Here is a 14,794-nt window from a genome sequence, read left to right on the forward strand (position 1 = left end):
CTGACAACTGAACGAAACAGCAAGAACAATATGAAAAAGTATTATGTAGGTATCGCATTGCTTGCCCTGATGGCAGCCTGCGGCGGCGGAGAGAACAAAGAAGCGAAAACAACAACCGCAGCTTCATCTTCCACAGACATTTCATCAAACCCGGATTACCAAAAGGGCCTGGAACTGATCGGCAAATCAGATTGCTTAACCTGTCACAAGGCAACAGATAAAAATATCGGCCCTGCTTACAAAGATGTGGCACAGAAGTATGAGAACACCGACGCCAACATCACCATGCTGGCCGGCAAGATCATCAAAGGCGGCTCAGGTGTATGGGGTGGCGTTCCCATGACCCCGCATCCGCAGCTCAGTGAAGACGATGCGAAACAGATGGTAAAATATATCTTACTCTTAAAAAACCAGTAACACATGCGATCACTCTTTACCGGCGTATTGCTCAGCGCAATAGCCCTGCTCGGCTGCTCCACGCAGAAAAAAGCACAGACATCAGACGGCTGGATCTCCCTGTTCGACGGAAAGACCACCAAAGGCTGGCATAGCTACGGCAAACCCGCAGCCGGTGAAGCATGGAAAGTAACGGACGGAACGCTCTTCCTGGATGCTGTTGCCAACAAGAGCAGCTACCAGAGCAAAGGCGGCGGTGATCTTGTTACGGACGAAACTTTCGGCGATTTTCATTTCAAGTACGACTGGAAGATCTCCAAAAACGGTAACAGCGGCCTGATCTTCTGGGTGCAGGACGATACGGCGAAATATAAAGAAGTATGGCATACTGGTCCGGAAATGCAGATCATCGACAATGATGGTCATGCCGATGGCAAGATCGTTAAGCACAGGGCAGGAGATCTCTACGACCTGATTGCCAGCACCGAAGGCGTTGTAAAACCGGTAGGTGAATGGAATCATGCAGAGATCATCAGCAGCAAAAACAAGCTGGAATTCATTCTGAACGGCGTTACCGTTGTATCTACTACATATGGAGATGCCAGCTGGAATGCACTGGTAGCGGGCAGTAAATTCAAAACCAGGCCTGCTTTTGCAAAAGTACCCAGCGGCCATTTTGCCCTGCAGGACCATGGAAATGAGGTTTGGTTTAAAAACATCATGGTCAAAAGATTATAATTTAAAACCATACATAAATACGAACCATCATGTCTCCCGCACATGATGGTTTTTTATTTTTATAGCTATTTCGTAATTTACCGCGCCGGAACTGTTAATCATAACCCCCAAACATGCCAGTGACTGATTCCAGAGTGGATGCTTATATTGAGAAATCGGCCGATTTTGCAAGGCCGGTCCTTGAGCATTTGCGTAAGCTGATACATAAAGCCTGTCCTGAAGTACAGGAGACCATTAAGTGGGGCATGCCTGCTTTTGAACATAAAGGGCCGCTCTGCAGCATGGCTGCGTTCAAGGGTCATTGTGCTTTTGGTTTCTGGAAAACAGCCTTGCTGCCCGACCCGGAAGGTGTGCTTACCCACCGAAGTGATTCCGTTGGTTCACTGGGCCGGATTGAAAAAACAGCAGATCTACCTTCAGATAAAGCGTTACTTGCATTATTGAAAGCTGCCAAAAAACTGAATGATGAAGGCATTAAACTCCAGCCCAAGAAAAAGAACAGCGTAAGAAGGGAACTGGTAATGCCAGATCCGCTGAAAGAAGCATTCAAAAAGAATAAGAAAGCGCTGCAAACCTTTGAATCTTTCAGCTACTCACATAAAAAAGAGTACCTCGCCTGGATCACGGAAGCAAAAACAGAAGCTACACAGAATAAACGGATCGCTACTACTATTGAATGGATGACGACTGAAAAGAAAGAGCAGCTTGAGTTGCAATAAACTTACCCGTTCACCGCACCAAACACGAGCGCAGCTATCAGTGCACCGATAACCGGCCCTGCAATCGGTACCCAGCTGTATCCCCAGCCATTACTGCCTTTTTGTTTCAGGGGCAGGATCGCATGCATGATCCTTGGTCCGAGATCACGTGCAGGATTGATGGCATAACCTGTAGGTCCGCCCAGTGAAAGACCGATACCCAAAACAAGCAAAGCCACAGGCAATGCATCGAGTGAGCCGAGGCTGCTGGTTGGTCCTGTAATATAAAGCGCACCGAATACAAGTACAAACGTGCCGATGATCTCCGTAAGCAGGTTGGCAGTATTACTCCTGATAGCTGGCGCTGTACAGAACACAGCCTGCTTGGCATCACCATCCGGTGTTGCATCAAAATGTTTCATATAGGAAAGCCATACTACCAGCGCACCGGCCATAGCACCGAGAAGCTGGCCGGCTACATAATAGGGTACAACATCCCACGATATTTTCTTCATGGCCGCAAACGCGATCGTGATGGCAGGATTGAGGTGCGCGCCGCTATCGCCTTTGGCGGCAATATATACGGCTACAAAAACAGCAATGGCCCAGCCGAATGTAATAACGATCCAGCCACTGTTCTGGCCTTTTGTTTTGTTAAGTACCACATTGGCTACTACACCATTTCCGAGCAGGATCAGGATGGCGGTTGCGATAAATTCGTTCAGGAAAATAGACATGGCAAGTTGTTTATCCGGTAAATAAAAGGAGCTTTTTAATCTTCTGCAACATAGGCTGCTGCCGCATCGATGGCTTTCTTCCAGCCGGCTGTTTTCTTCTTCACTTCAGTCTCGGGCATCTGCGGGGTAAATTTCCGGTCTACCTGCCAGTACGCGCTGATCTCATCGAGGTCTTTCCAGTAACCGATGGCAAGGCCGGCCAGGTAAGCCGCTCCAAGTGCCGTGGTTTCTGTGATCACGGGGCGCACCACTGTTGTATCCAGTATATCACTCTGCAGCTGCAGCAATTTGTCGTTCACTGTTGCACCGCCATCCACACGGAGTTCTTTGATCTTTACACCGGCATCGGCTTCCATTGCGGTAAGCACATCCATGGTCTGGTAAGCGATACTTTCAACAGCGGCTTTTGCAAAATGTCCTGCTGTTGTTCCGCGGGTAATGCCTACAATGGTTCCGCGCGCATGCTGGTTCCAGTAAGGCGCACCGAGCCCGGCAAATGCGGGTACCATGTATACGCCGCCGTTATTTGTTACGGTTTCTGCAAGCTGTTCCACATCGGAAGAGTTGCGGATGATACCGAGGCCATCTCTCAGCCATTGTACTACGGCACCTGCAATGAATACACTTCCTTCCAGCGCATAATGCACTTCCCCGTTGATCTTCCAGGCGATGGTCGTTACAAGGTTATTGCGCGAGGCGATGGGTTTGGTTCCGGTCTGCATCAGCATAAAGCAGCCGGTCCCGTATGTATTCTTCACCATGCCGGGCTGCAGGCACATCTGTCCGAAAAGAGCAGATTGCTGATCACCAGCTACACCTGCTACCGGGATCTTTGCACCGGTAAGCACGTTCTGCGTATAACCGAACACTTCACTGCTCGACCGCACTTCGGGTAAAACAGAAACAGGTATATTGAATAATTCCAGTAATTCCTTATCCCATTCAAGCCGGTGAATATTATACAGCATAGTACGTGATGCATTCGATACATCCGTAGCATGTACTTCGCCGTTGGTGAGTTTCCAGATCAGCCAGGTATCGATGGTACCAAAGCACAGTTCACCGGCTTCTGCCTGTGCCCTCGCTCCGGGAACCTGGTCAAGGATCCATTTCAGTTTGGTTGCGGAAAAATAGGCGTCTGCGATCAGCCCGGTCTTTTCCCGGATCATTACATGTTTTCCTGCCGCACGAAGTTCATCACAATAAGCTGCGGTTCTTTTATCCTGCCATACAATTGCATGATATACAGGTTCGCCTGTTTTTTTATTCCACACCACCGTTGTTTCTCGCTGGTTGGTAATACCGATGGCTGCAATATCCTGTAAGGTGAGCCCTGCCTTGATCACGGCTTCCGTAGCAACAGACAACTGCGTGTACCAGATCTCCGCCGCATCGTGCTCTACCCAGCCGGCCTGCGGAAAATGCTGCGTGAACTCTTTCTGGGCTACTGCAACCACTTCGCTTTTGTGATTGAATACAATGGCCCTGGAACTGGTTGTCCCCTGGTCGAAGGCAAGGATAAATGTAGACATATGGCTGGTCCTTTATAGGCTTTTAAATATAGGCAATCGTTTCTGTTTTATTTCAGGTATCCGCCCTGTTGCAACAGGCCGGCCCATACTTTATATCCGGGTGCTGTGAGGTGGAGTCCGTCAATCGTATATCTTTTATCGAGCTTACCCGACGCGTCGAGGAAATGCGGATACAGATCGATTACAGTAATACCCGTTTCTGCTGCTATCTTTTTCAGGCCTGCATTCACTGCAAGTATATGCTCATCTTTATTATAATGATTCTTGAACTGTGTGAATTCATTGTTTACCGGCAGCAGTGTATGAAAGTAAATCTTTGTAGCAGGCGACTTTGACCTGATTCCTTCTATGATACGGCGGTAATTACGCAGGATCTGGCTGTCGGGGATATTGCGCGAAATATCGTTGATGCCGATCAGGACGAATACTTTTGCCGGTTTGCCGTTCGCTACTTCATCCAGCCGCTCCAGTACCCCGTAACTGATATCGCCCGAGATTCCGCGGTTACGTGCTTTATCCAGCCCCAGCAATTCACGCCATTCTACTCCCGCAGTAATACTGTTACCGAGAAATACAATATCACTGCTGCTATGCGGGTAACTCCTGAACTGCTCTGCCCGCAGCGCCCAGTTGTTGGGCCGGAAGGTACTGTCCCAGGTTGCTGCCGGCTGCTGTGCCTGCGCGGTTCCTGCCAGTATGCTTACAAAACCTAATACTGCGATCAGTTGTCTGATTAATGTACTTTTCTTTTTCATAACACTAATTTAACTGTTTAAACAGATCCGGATAATCGGAAATAATACCATCCACGCCAAGGCCGATCTGTTTTACCATTTCTTCTTTCGTGTTCACCGTCCAGGGTAATACTTTGATATTTTTCTGATGGCATGCATCCACCATTTCTTTTGTCACCGTTGCAAATGCAGGACTGTAAGTGTCCGGCGTGAATGCCAGTTTTGCAAGCTGCTCCTCTAATTTACCTGCATCTTTATCTACGAGGAAAGACAGTTTCAATTCAGGGTACATTTTGTGCAGCAGGTTCAGTGGCCTGGGGTCAAAGCTTTGTATCACCACCCTGTCCATGATCTTTTTTTCTTTCAGCACGGCTGCTACCAGCGTAACAAATTCCTGCGGATCGGGGTGATTGATATTATCGGTTTTCTCTTTCGATTTGATCTCGATATTGTACAGCATTTTCCTTTTCCCTGCGTACTGCTCAACTGCATCGATCAGGTCTGCCAGCAATGGTTTCTTCACCGCCAGCTTTTGCTGATGGGGGAAGTCAGGATGGCCCTTCATACCTACATCGTATTTGCTGATACTGTCGTAGGTCATGGTGTATAACAGGGTTTTAGGCCCGTCTTTAGGATCGAAAAAAGTTCCCTGCGGCGTAGTAGTGATAGCCGGGTTGAAATAAGGATCGTGCGATACCACTACTTTTTTATCCTTCGTGATCACCACGTCCATTTCGAGTGTTTGTACAATTCCCAGGTCGATCGCGTGTTTCATCGCCGGGATCGTATTCTCCGGCATCAACCCGCGGCCACCGCGGTGTGCTTCGAAATCTATCTTTCGCGTTTTTTGTGCATGAACGCCTGCTGTCAGCAAAGTTGCCGCACACAGAATACCTGCTGTTTTTTTCATGAGATATTATTTTATTATTGAAACAACAATGCTATCAGGCGGTTGCTTCATACTTATTACCAAAGCGATCCGTTGCCTGTACTTTTATGCTCTTATAACCTGCGGGTAACGGAACAGAGAAAATATGATCTGTTTTTTTAGGCTCTGCAAATGAGCGCGATGCCGGGAGCTTATCACCTTTCATCAGCTTAACAGCGAGCGGATCAAAACCCGGCTTATTGCCCAGCACCCCTTTCGATTGGCCATCGAGCCACCACTCTACTTTCCACAGCGGATCCCAGTTGAATACATTCGCGATCATTTCGTCCTGGCCGGCTTCGTTCTTCTGCACAAAAAGGCTGATCTGGTGCGATGCCTGCTGACCCGTGCTTTTATAATACCAGCTCAGTTCGTTCCCTTTCACTTCATATACACCGTAACCATCGGGCGTACCGTCTTCGCAGATGGGGCCCGTCCACCATGCACCGCATACGGTTCCGTGCACATGCTCGTAAATGCCGTTGGTGATCACATTGCGGTTATAGTGCGTGTGGCCCGACATGATATGACAGTTCTTAAACGGCTCCAGTATCGCGTACAGGTCTTTGTTATTATCTACTGCATTGTGTACAGGAATATGCAGGCAGATGATCACCAGATTATCCTTCGGCACAAATTCCAGGTCTTTTTTCAGCCAGTCGAGCTGTGCCTGCGTGATGCTCCCCTTATACTCTCTTTCTTTTCCCAGATACAACACATCATCCAGCACTACATAATGCGCCTTACCGCGGTTGAAGGAATAGTTGGTAGGGCCGTAATGTTTCTTGAATGTAGCATCCGATGTTTCGTCGCCGCCGAGCCTGTAATCCATATCATGATTACCGATGGCCTGGAAGAAGGGGATGCCCATTTTACTTACCGCTTCATTGTATCTGGGGAAGAGATCGTGGTTATCCCATACAATATCTCCCACACAGATCCCGTGTATCAGCGTACCTGCTGCCAGGCCGCCTACCAGTTTCTGCACATCGGGAACGGATTCATTCATCATCAGTTTTACATCCTTATCGTTCTTTACCTGCGGATCGGCCCAGATAATGAACTTGTGGTTGCTGTCGTCCTTACCGATCGGCTGAAATTCGAAATCGGCTTTTTTATCTGTCAGGGATGAAATGGTTTTGTATTGCCTTGCAAGGCTGGCCTCATTCGGGAAATGATACCCGGCTGGTGTTGATACGAAAACGAACGTGGCATTGGCATGCGGCTCAATGCTGTAATTACCGTTCTTATCGGTAGCCACTGCGTTGTAACAGTCACTTACAATTACATTGGCGAGTGGTTTGCCGTTACTCGTGATACGGCCGGTGATGGCATTGCCTGAACGGCTTTTGCTGCCGGAAAAAGGCCTGGCGCAGGATGCCAGTAACCCGCCACCTGTAAACATCAATACATTCTTAAGAAAGATCCGTCTTTGCATATTGTTCTTTTGTTGAGGTCGCAAAAAATAGCTGGTAATGCAGGTGCAGGGTAAACAAAAATACCTGCCTGGCCCATTAGGCGGCAGGTATTTCGGATTGTTATTTAAATAAATTCATACTAATTCTGGTAAACGGCAAAATCATCGATGGATAAACGTCCGTTCTGTACGGTGGCCGAGTTTTTACCCAGGCCGAGTTTATTGATGCGGAATCGTACCGGACCGCTGATGTTCATCAGGAAAGTAGCGCCTTTGGCAAGCCCGCCGTTTGAACCGGCATCGGAGATATCGTTACCGATCTGCTGCCAGGTTGTACCCTGGTTGGTGGAATATTCAAGGCGCCATGTTGAGCTGGCATCTGTATAATACGCACCGTAAGACAAGGTTACTTTGGTTGCGCCATTCGGCAGATCGTAGTTCATCTGCAGGTAGCCGCTTGCGCTTAATTCCTGCTGCATGCGGATACACTGTAATCCTGCAGGGTTAAACCTGTCGCGGCCCGATGTATTACCCAGGATCGCCTGGTCTAGACGCCATTGTCCTGTTTTCAATGTGATGTTGGCTGCAGCATAACTTCCTTTCTGAGAAGCGTCGGGTGATTCAAAATCTTCAGGGTAACCAGGGTATAAAGGTCCGCTCGCATTTTTAACATCATTCAGGTTACGCATCCATACCTGTTTGTTAGCAGTATCCGTATTATAAGTTGCAATACCTGTAAAAGCTGCGCTTGCCGGAACACGGTTGGCTGCAAATGTTGCAGTGGTTTCTGTATGCAGTTTTACCAGGCCGTTGGAACCATCGTTCAGGTTCTTTTCACCGCTGTAGGTTTCGCCGGAAACCGGTGTTGGTTTTACATCAGCATTTACGGTGATCAGTGTGCTCTCATAATTCAGGAAACTGGTAGCCAGTTCCGCAATAGTGAGCTGTTTTACGGATGGTGTAAGATTGGAAGCCAGCTTTTTCATTTTGTCTGTGCCGATACCGCTCAGTTGTAAAGAACCTTTGGTGCGCGACAATTTAGCGCCAAGTACTTCTATTTCAACAGAGTCGCCCATTGCGAACGGAACCGTTGCCGTTTCGCCCAGCGCAACAATGATACCCCTGATATTACCGCGGCCATAGTTCTGGATCACGAAAGTACCCGGTGCGATATTCTTTGCGGCAGCATCGGAGATAACGATGCCCGACAATTTATGCGCGCCGCCGATCATTTCTCTGGCAATGGTTACATCATTGCCTTTATAAAGTGAACGGATCTGTTCTGCCGTGGTTACCGGGTTTACAGTACCCAGGGCATTGTTCATATCTTCTTTCAGACAGCCGGTAAGCGATAAGCTCAGCAGGGCAGCCATTATGGAAATATTTATCTTTTTCATTTTTGAATTTTTAATGTGCAGGGTTATGATTATTTATTCCACCACATTTTGGTATTCAGATCATCCGGTCCGCCCATAGCTGCAACAGCGGCTTCATAGTTCGCCCTGTTGAGCGATTGTACGGAAACCGGGTATTTGAAGCGCGCTGGCATTTTACCATTGTTCAGTACGCCAGGACCGATCGGCAGTACAGGATGGCCAGTACGGCGGTACTCGTTCCATTGCTGGAAGTCGGTAAAGAACATCGCATAATATTTCTGCAGGTGGATCTGTTCCAGCTTGCTTCCATCTGATCCTCCGGCATTCCACATAATGTCCGTTCCATTCAGGTAATTCGCTGGCACCGTATAACCCCATAATGTGATACCGTTGGTGATACCATTATCATAGTAGGTTTTAGGGTTACCCGAGATGTATCCGCGCACCGCAGCTTCCGCCAGGATGAACTGTACTTCTGAATAGTTGATGATATTACCCAGTAACGGCTCGTCTTTCAAAGCAGCAGGATAATAAGACTTACGGTCAGGAACCGCACCGCTTGCATAACCGCTCGGGATACCGAGGTACTGGCCACCTACCGGCGCCGCCCATTTCGCGATACGCGGATCGCCCCAGTCTTTCAGGTTGTTGATGAAGAATTCGGCCAGACCATTATCTCCGTTGAAATCATAATCCCTGTAAGTATTGAATGCCGATACATAAGGAGCGGTGGTTGTGAACCGCAGGATGGCAGATTCATCGTTGGTAGTGAAAATGGGATAAGTAGCAGGACTTGTCTCTACCATTTTCTTGATCCTTGCACCTGCATTCATTTCAGGTTTGCCGGAAACGCGCAGCAGCAAACGCAGCAGGAGGCTGTTACCGAACTTTCTCCATTTTGCAATATCACCTGCGTATAACGGATCGAGCGGCTTCTGATCGGCAGTAAGCGCCTGGTTGGCCGCGAGGTACACGTTGGCAGTATCGAGCTTGTCGAGAATGCTGGTATAGATATCTTTCTGTGAATCGAACTTAGGCGTATAGATATTATTCTTACCCATATTGGCTTCACTGTAAGGCACATCGCCGAACAGATCGGTGATGAGCGATGTTACCCATGCATCCATGATCAGTGCCATGCCCATCAGGCTTTTCTGCTGCAGGATGGCAGCGCCTTTGTACATGTCTTTGAAATTGGTCAGCTGCAGGTACCAGTTGTTCCACATATAATCTGATTCGCTGGGGCGGATCACATACCTGTGGATCTCATCCGAGTTGATGGTGGTTACATGGTCCTGCATCAGCTCATTTGTAAGACGCAGGGCACGGGTCTGGTTTTTAGTCACCACATCGTACAAGGCCGGTGCAAGCAAAGCTTCAGGTGCCGCCAGTGATGATCCGTTCGGATTGGTGTTGATCTCAGAGAAGTTCTTGGTACAGGATACCATGCTGATGCTCACAGCGGCTAATCCTGTTATGATGAAGTATTTTATTGCTTTCATTTTAAATCGCTTTATTGATTATTTAAAAACCAACTACAAGGTTAACACCAAAGCTTCTTGTGCTTGGGAACTGACCTATCTCGAATCCGGCATTGATCACACCATCGCCGTTTGCATTCGATCCAAGTGTTCCGAACTCCGGATCAAATGCCGGCCAGTTGGTAAACATCAGCAGATCACGGCCATACACACCGATGGTTGCTCTCTGCAGGCGAAGCTTTTTAAGCAATGCCGGGCTGAATGTATAATCAAGACGCGCTTCCCTGAATTTGATAAAGTCTGTGCTGAATGTATTCGCTTCCACGTTATCGCGGTTGAAGTGACCATTGTAATAAGCCTGGATATTGGTTGCCATTACATCGTTAGGCCTGTAAGTTCCGTCAGGATTCATCTGCACTCCTACCCCGGTAATTCCGTTATAACGGCCAGGCAGGGTTTTGGTCAGTTTGCCTTCTTCAGACAGTACCGCTGTAGTGAGTGAATATCCTACTGCACCAAACTGCGCATCGAACAAGAGATTCAGGCGGAACTGCTTGTACCTGAATTCTGATCCGAGACTTCCTTTCCAGTCAGGTGTGGTATTACCCAGGTATTTGATCGTTTGTCCCAGAACAGGAATACCCTGTGCATTGTAAACGATCTGTCCGTCAGGCGAACGCTCGTAACCCAGACCATACAGATCTCCCATACGGCCACCGTTCCTTGCTTCGATAGATCCGCGGTTAGCTGGCCCGGTAGAAAGTACCATGGTTTCCAGGTCGGCCGGCAGTGAAAGGATCTTGCTCCTGTTGGAAGAATAGGTTCCGTAAAGGCTCCAGTTCAAACCGTTTTTGGTTTTGCTTTTGATCACAGTTCCGTTCACCTGTACCTCGATCCCCCTGTTGCGGACTGTTCCCATGTTCAGCACGGTTGAGTTATAACCTGCAGCACGGTCGATAGGAATCGGAGTGATCTGATCGTTGGTGTTATTCTCATATACTGCAACATCAAGCGTAAGCCTGCTGCCGAACAGTTTTGCTTCCGTACCAATCTCCTTACTCACCGTACGCAGCGGCTTCAGATCAGGATTGGCAATAGAAGTCGGGTTCGATAATCCTGAAGGGAACAATGTAGGGTTATATACATATGCAGTCAGGTATGGATCTGTTCCACCGCTACCCACAGAGGAATAAGATGCGCGGAGTTTCAGGTAAGAAACAAATGCAGGCAGTTTGAATGCTTCCGACAGGATCGCACTTGCGTTCACCGACTGATAATAGAATGATGAGTTACCTGGCGATGTTGGCGTGGCCAGTACACTGGTCCAGTCATTACGCCCGGTATAATCGATGAAGTAACGGTTCTTATAGCTCAGCTGTGCCAGGCCATATAAACTGTTCACCGCATACTGGGAACGGTAAGGCAATGATACCGGCACCACTTTGCTGTTTGCAAAAGTGAAGATGCCCGGGTACAGGAGCTTGTCGGCTCTTACTTCATCCCTGATGTATTTATTCTTGAGGCTGCTTCCGCCAACAGATGCATTTACGGTAAAGTCGCTGTTGATCTTGCGGTTGTAACGTGCCAGGAAATCTGTAGTGATCTCCTGTGCATAGATGTTCTGCGTACGGTACATACCGTCCGCAAACTTGTTGGTGTTTTTCGGACGTTGCTGTGAACGTGCTTCCGCAGAGAAATCGATCGAGCTGCGTACCATCAGGCTGAACTCTTTGCTCAGGTTATAGGTAGCAGAAATATTTCCCACCACACCGTTCCTGTTCGATTTGTTCAGCATTTCATATGCCTGCAGGTAAGGGTTATCCAGCAGACTGCTGAATGGCCTTGTCTGCACCAGACCAACCTGTCCCGGAGCCCAGTAATCTTTAAACCAGTTCATATCCATGTTCGGCGTAAGGCCCCTGATGAAATACATAATGGTCTGGTTGTTATAACCGGTTGAAGGCAGGTTATCGCTTGAACGGTTGGTATAGTTGATCTTGGTTGCGATCTGCAGTTTGTCCGATACTTTCTGGTTTACAGAGAGCGCAACCGTATTACGGCTGTAACCGGTATTCGGAATGATCCAGGTATTCTTCAGATTGGTATAAGAAAAACGCGCAGATGTTCCGTTGCTGTTACCACCTTCAACAGTAACGCTGTTGGTATAGGTTTTACCGGTCTGGAAAAAGTCTTTGTGATTGTTCTTATATGGAACCCAGTCCGTACGCTGTGCGCCGGTGGTCCTTGTTACAGGATCGTACTGGAAATATTTCTGACCGTCGAATTTAGGTCCCCATGCAGAACTCGTGCTGCGTGTGCTTGCTCCGTCTGCAGTTGCATTGTAAGAATACCAGGTATCCTGTCCTGCAGCACCCTGGCCGTACTCATACTGGTAATCGGGCCAGCGGGAAATGGTTTCCAGTGTTGTGTTGGAGTTAAAAGTAATACCCAGCCCTTTCTGTGCACCGCGACCCGATTTGGTTGTGATCATGATCGCACCGTTTGCACCTCTTGAACCATACAATGCAGCAGCGCCAGGACCTTTCAGCACGGTAACGCTTTCAATATCTTCAGGGTTGATATCGCTTAAAGAAGAACCGAAGTCGGTTGGAGAATCCGAATCCAGATAAGATCCGCTTCCCTTACTTCCGGTCAGCTTTCCGCTGCTTCCGCTCACGATCACACCGTCGATTACGATCAGTGCTTCACCTCCGCCGGATAATGAAGTTTCACCGCGGAGTACGATACGGTTAGAACCCGCAGGACCACCACCTGATTTCAGGATATTGATACCTGCCACTTTACCCTGCAGTGCATTTGACCAGTTGTTAGACAATGCATCTGTAAGTTGTTCATTGTTCACTTTACCAACGGCATAACCCAGGCCTTTCTCTTCACGCTTGATGCCGAGGGCCGTTACAACCACATCCTGCAGTTGTTCAACGTTCTCAGAAAGTTGTACGGTCAGCACAACCTGGTTCGTGTATTTTACCTCCCTGGTCTGAAAGCCCACCGAGCTTACCACCAGTGTTTCGCCGGAGCTGATGGTGATGGCAAAGCCACCCAGCTCATCGGTAACGGTTGTACGTCCCGTAGCTCCTTTGATGCTTATGCTCGCATTAACAACAGGCTGGTTGTTAGCGGCATTCACCACTTTACCACTCAGCTTTTTTTGCTGGGCCATTGCCGGCATAAACAGCAGAAGTGACAGGAGGGAGAGAAGACAAAGCCTCCCGATTCCTTTTTTTGCTTCAGCAGTTGATTGTTTACTCATAACAGTTCTTGTTTTTGTAGCGGGTTTTGATTTTTATTTTTTCCATGTAAATGCTGTGAACACAATCGATAATACACAGGCAGCAACGAGTACAATAAAGCCTCCGTCCCAGCCCCATTTATCTACCACATGTCCCATGGCGATGTTGGCAAACAATGCACCGCCGAGGTAACCGAACAAACCGGTAAAGCCTGCTGCGGTTCCGGCTGCTTTCTTGGGAACAAGATCAAGCGCCTGCACACCGATCAGCATCACCGGTCCGTAGATCAGAAAACCGATCACCACCAGTGCGATATTATCTACCAGCGGATTTCCGGGAGGATTTTTCCAGTAAACGATCACTGCTACCAGTACCAGTAACATATAGATGATGGTAGCAGGTGCACGCCTTCCCTTAAAAATTTTATCGCTCAGCCAGCCGCAGAGAATGGTACCCGGAATACCGGCATACTCATATGCGAAATAGGCCCAGCCGGATTCTTTCATAGAAAACCCTTTCGCTTCCTTCAGGTAAGTGGGTGCCCAGTCGAGCACACCATAACGAACGAGGTACACGAAAATGTTTGCCAATGCTATATACCAGAGTACTTTATTGAACAGTACATAATCCAGAAAGATCCTTTTGGCGCTCAGTTCCTTTTCCTGCTCTGCAGAATAATCAGGTGCTTTTTCATTTTTATATTCTTCGATGGATGGAAGGCCGCAGGATTGAGGTGTATCCCTGATCAGTATAAACGCGATCAGCGCTACGACCAAAGCAATGATGCCAGGGAAATAAAATTTACTCTGCCAGGTAGCGAAAATTGCAACACCTGCAATGGAAAGCGGGCCAACAAGACCGCCGCCGATATTATGCGCCACATTCCAGATCGACATCCACAGTCCGCGTTCTTTCAGCGAGAACCAGTGCACCACAACACGTCCTGAAGGAGGCCAGCCCATTCCCTGGAACCAGCCGTTGATGAAAAGCAATCCGAACATGATCGCAATAGAGCTTGTTGCAAATGGGAACACACCCATCATGATCATACACAAAGCAGAAAGTACAAGACCGATCGGAAGGAAGCGACGCGCATTACTTCTGTCAGACACATTTCCCATCAGGAATTTGCTCAGACCATAGGCAATGGATACGCCTGATAATGCAAAGCCAAGATCTCCTTTTGAAAAACCCTGCTCTACCAGATCGGGCATCGCCATTGAAAAGTTCTTACGGACAAGGTAGTATCCTGCATAGCCGATAAATATACCGGCAAAGACCTGCAACCTTAATTTTTTATAGGTTGGATCTATTGCTTCTTTTGGAAGAAGAGGCTTATGGGCAGCCGGTTGCAGGAAGCTAGGAATCTTCATATAGCGCGCTCGTTATTGGTTTATATCTGCCATTGTTATTATTTTATTCGGGGCGGCAAGATATTATAGAACCCCATTTTAAAAACTCTTTCGACAACACTTTACAATATGTTAATGTGGTCGTCATATT

At 48.0% G+C, this 14,794-nt stretch carries 12 protein-coding genes; 3 read left to right on the forward strand and 9 right to left on the reverse strand.

Annotated elements, in window-relative coordinates:
• Positions 1-30 precede the first annotated feature (30 nt).
• From B5D42_RS06390 to B5D42_RS06400, 3 genes are all read left to right on the forward strand, one after another.
• A complete protein-coding gene (locus B5D42_RS06390; RefSeq protein ID WP_078830972.1) occupies positions 31-417 on the forward strand; it encodes a c-type cytochrome in 387 nt (128 codons plus the stop codon).
• Between the two features lie 3 nt (positions 418-420).
• Positions 421-1,134, forward strand: coding sequence for a 3-keto-disaccharide hydrolase (locus B5D42_RS06395; RefSeq protein ID WP_078830634.1), 714 nt, complete (start codon positions 421-423; stop codon positions 1,132-1,134).
• Between the two features lie 113 nt (positions 1,135-1,247).
• Positions 1,248-1,853, forward strand: coding sequence for a DUF1801 domain-containing protein (locus B5D42_RS06400; protein ID WP_078830635.1), 606 nt, complete (start codon positions 1,248-1,250; stop codon positions 1,851-1,853).
• Between the two features lie 2 nt (positions 1,854-1,855).
• Here B5D42_RS06400 and B5D42_RS06405 read toward each other — a convergent pair whose 3' ends face one another.
• From B5D42_RS06405 to glpT, 9 genes are all read right to left on the reverse strand, one after another.
• Positions 1,856-2,569 carry an MIP/aquaporin family protein gene (locus tag B5D42_RS06405; RefSeq protein ID WP_078830636.1) on the reverse strand — a complete coding sequence of 238 codons (714 nt, stop codon included), beginning with the start codon at positions 2,567-2,569 and terminating at the stop codon, positions 1,856-1,858.
• 35 nt (positions 2,570-2,604) lie between these two features.
• A complete protein-coding gene (gene glpK, locus B5D42_RS06410) occupies positions 2,605-4,101 on the reverse strand; it encodes a glycerol kinase GlpK (protein WP_078830637.1) in 1,497 nt (498 codons plus the stop codon).
• 47 nt (positions 4,102-4,148) lie between these two features.
• Positions 4,149-4,856 carry a GDSL-type esterase/lipase family protein gene (locus B5D42_RS06415; RefSeq protein WP_078830638.1) on the reverse strand — a complete coding sequence of 236 codons (708 nt, stop codon included), beginning with the start codon at positions 4,854-4,856 and terminating at the stop codon, positions 4,149-4,151.
• A 4-nt stretch (positions 4,857-4,860) separates the two neighbouring features.
• Positions 4,861-5,745, reverse strand: a complete 885-nt coding sequence (locus B5D42_RS06420) for a glycerophosphodiester phosphodiesterase (RefSeq protein ID WP_078830639.1) — start codon at positions 5,743-5,745, stop codon at positions 4,861-4,863.
• Between the two features lie 34 nt (positions 5,746-5,779).
• Entirely contained in the window at positions 5,780-7,201 is a 1,422-nt protein-coding gene (locus B5D42_RS06425) for a calcineurin-like phosphoesterase C-terminal domain-containing protein (protein ID WP_078830640.1), read from the reverse strand.
• Positions 7,202-7,320: 119 nt separating this feature from the next.
• Positions 7,321-8,577: a DUF5689 domain-containing protein gene (locus tag B5D42_RS06430; protein WP_078830641.1), complete on the reverse strand. Its 1,257-nt coding sequence runs from the start codon at positions 8,575-8,577 to the stop codon at positions 7,321-7,323.
• A gap of 29 nt (positions 8,578-8,606) precedes the next feature.
• A complete protein-coding gene (locus B5D42_RS06435) occupies positions 8,607-10,058 on the reverse strand; it encodes a SusD/RagB family nutrient-binding outer membrane lipoprotein (RefSeq protein WP_078830642.1) in 1,452 nt (483 codons plus the stop codon).
• Positions 10,059-10,080: 22 nt separating this feature from the next.
• Positions 10,081-13,311 (reverse strand): SusC/RagA family TonB-linked outer membrane protein, encoded by a 3,231-nt coding sequence (locus B5D42_RS06440; protein ID WP_078830643.1) that lies wholly within the window; start codon positions 13,309-13,311, stop codon positions 10,081-10,083.
• Between the two features lie 33 nt (positions 13,312-13,344).
• A complete protein-coding gene (glpT, locus tag B5D42_RS06445; RefSeq protein WP_217698795.1) occupies positions 13,345-14,664 on the reverse strand; it encodes a glycerol-3-phosphate transporter in 1,320 nt (439 codons plus the stop codon).
• Positions 14,665-14,794 lie beyond the last annotated feature (130 nt).

The sequence above is a fragment of the Sediminibacterium ginsengisoli genome (assembly GCF_900167075.1).
Classification (GTDB): domain Bacteria; phylum Bacteroidota; class Bacteroidia; order Chitinophagales; family Chitinophagaceae; genus Sediminibacterium; species Sediminibacterium ginsengisoli.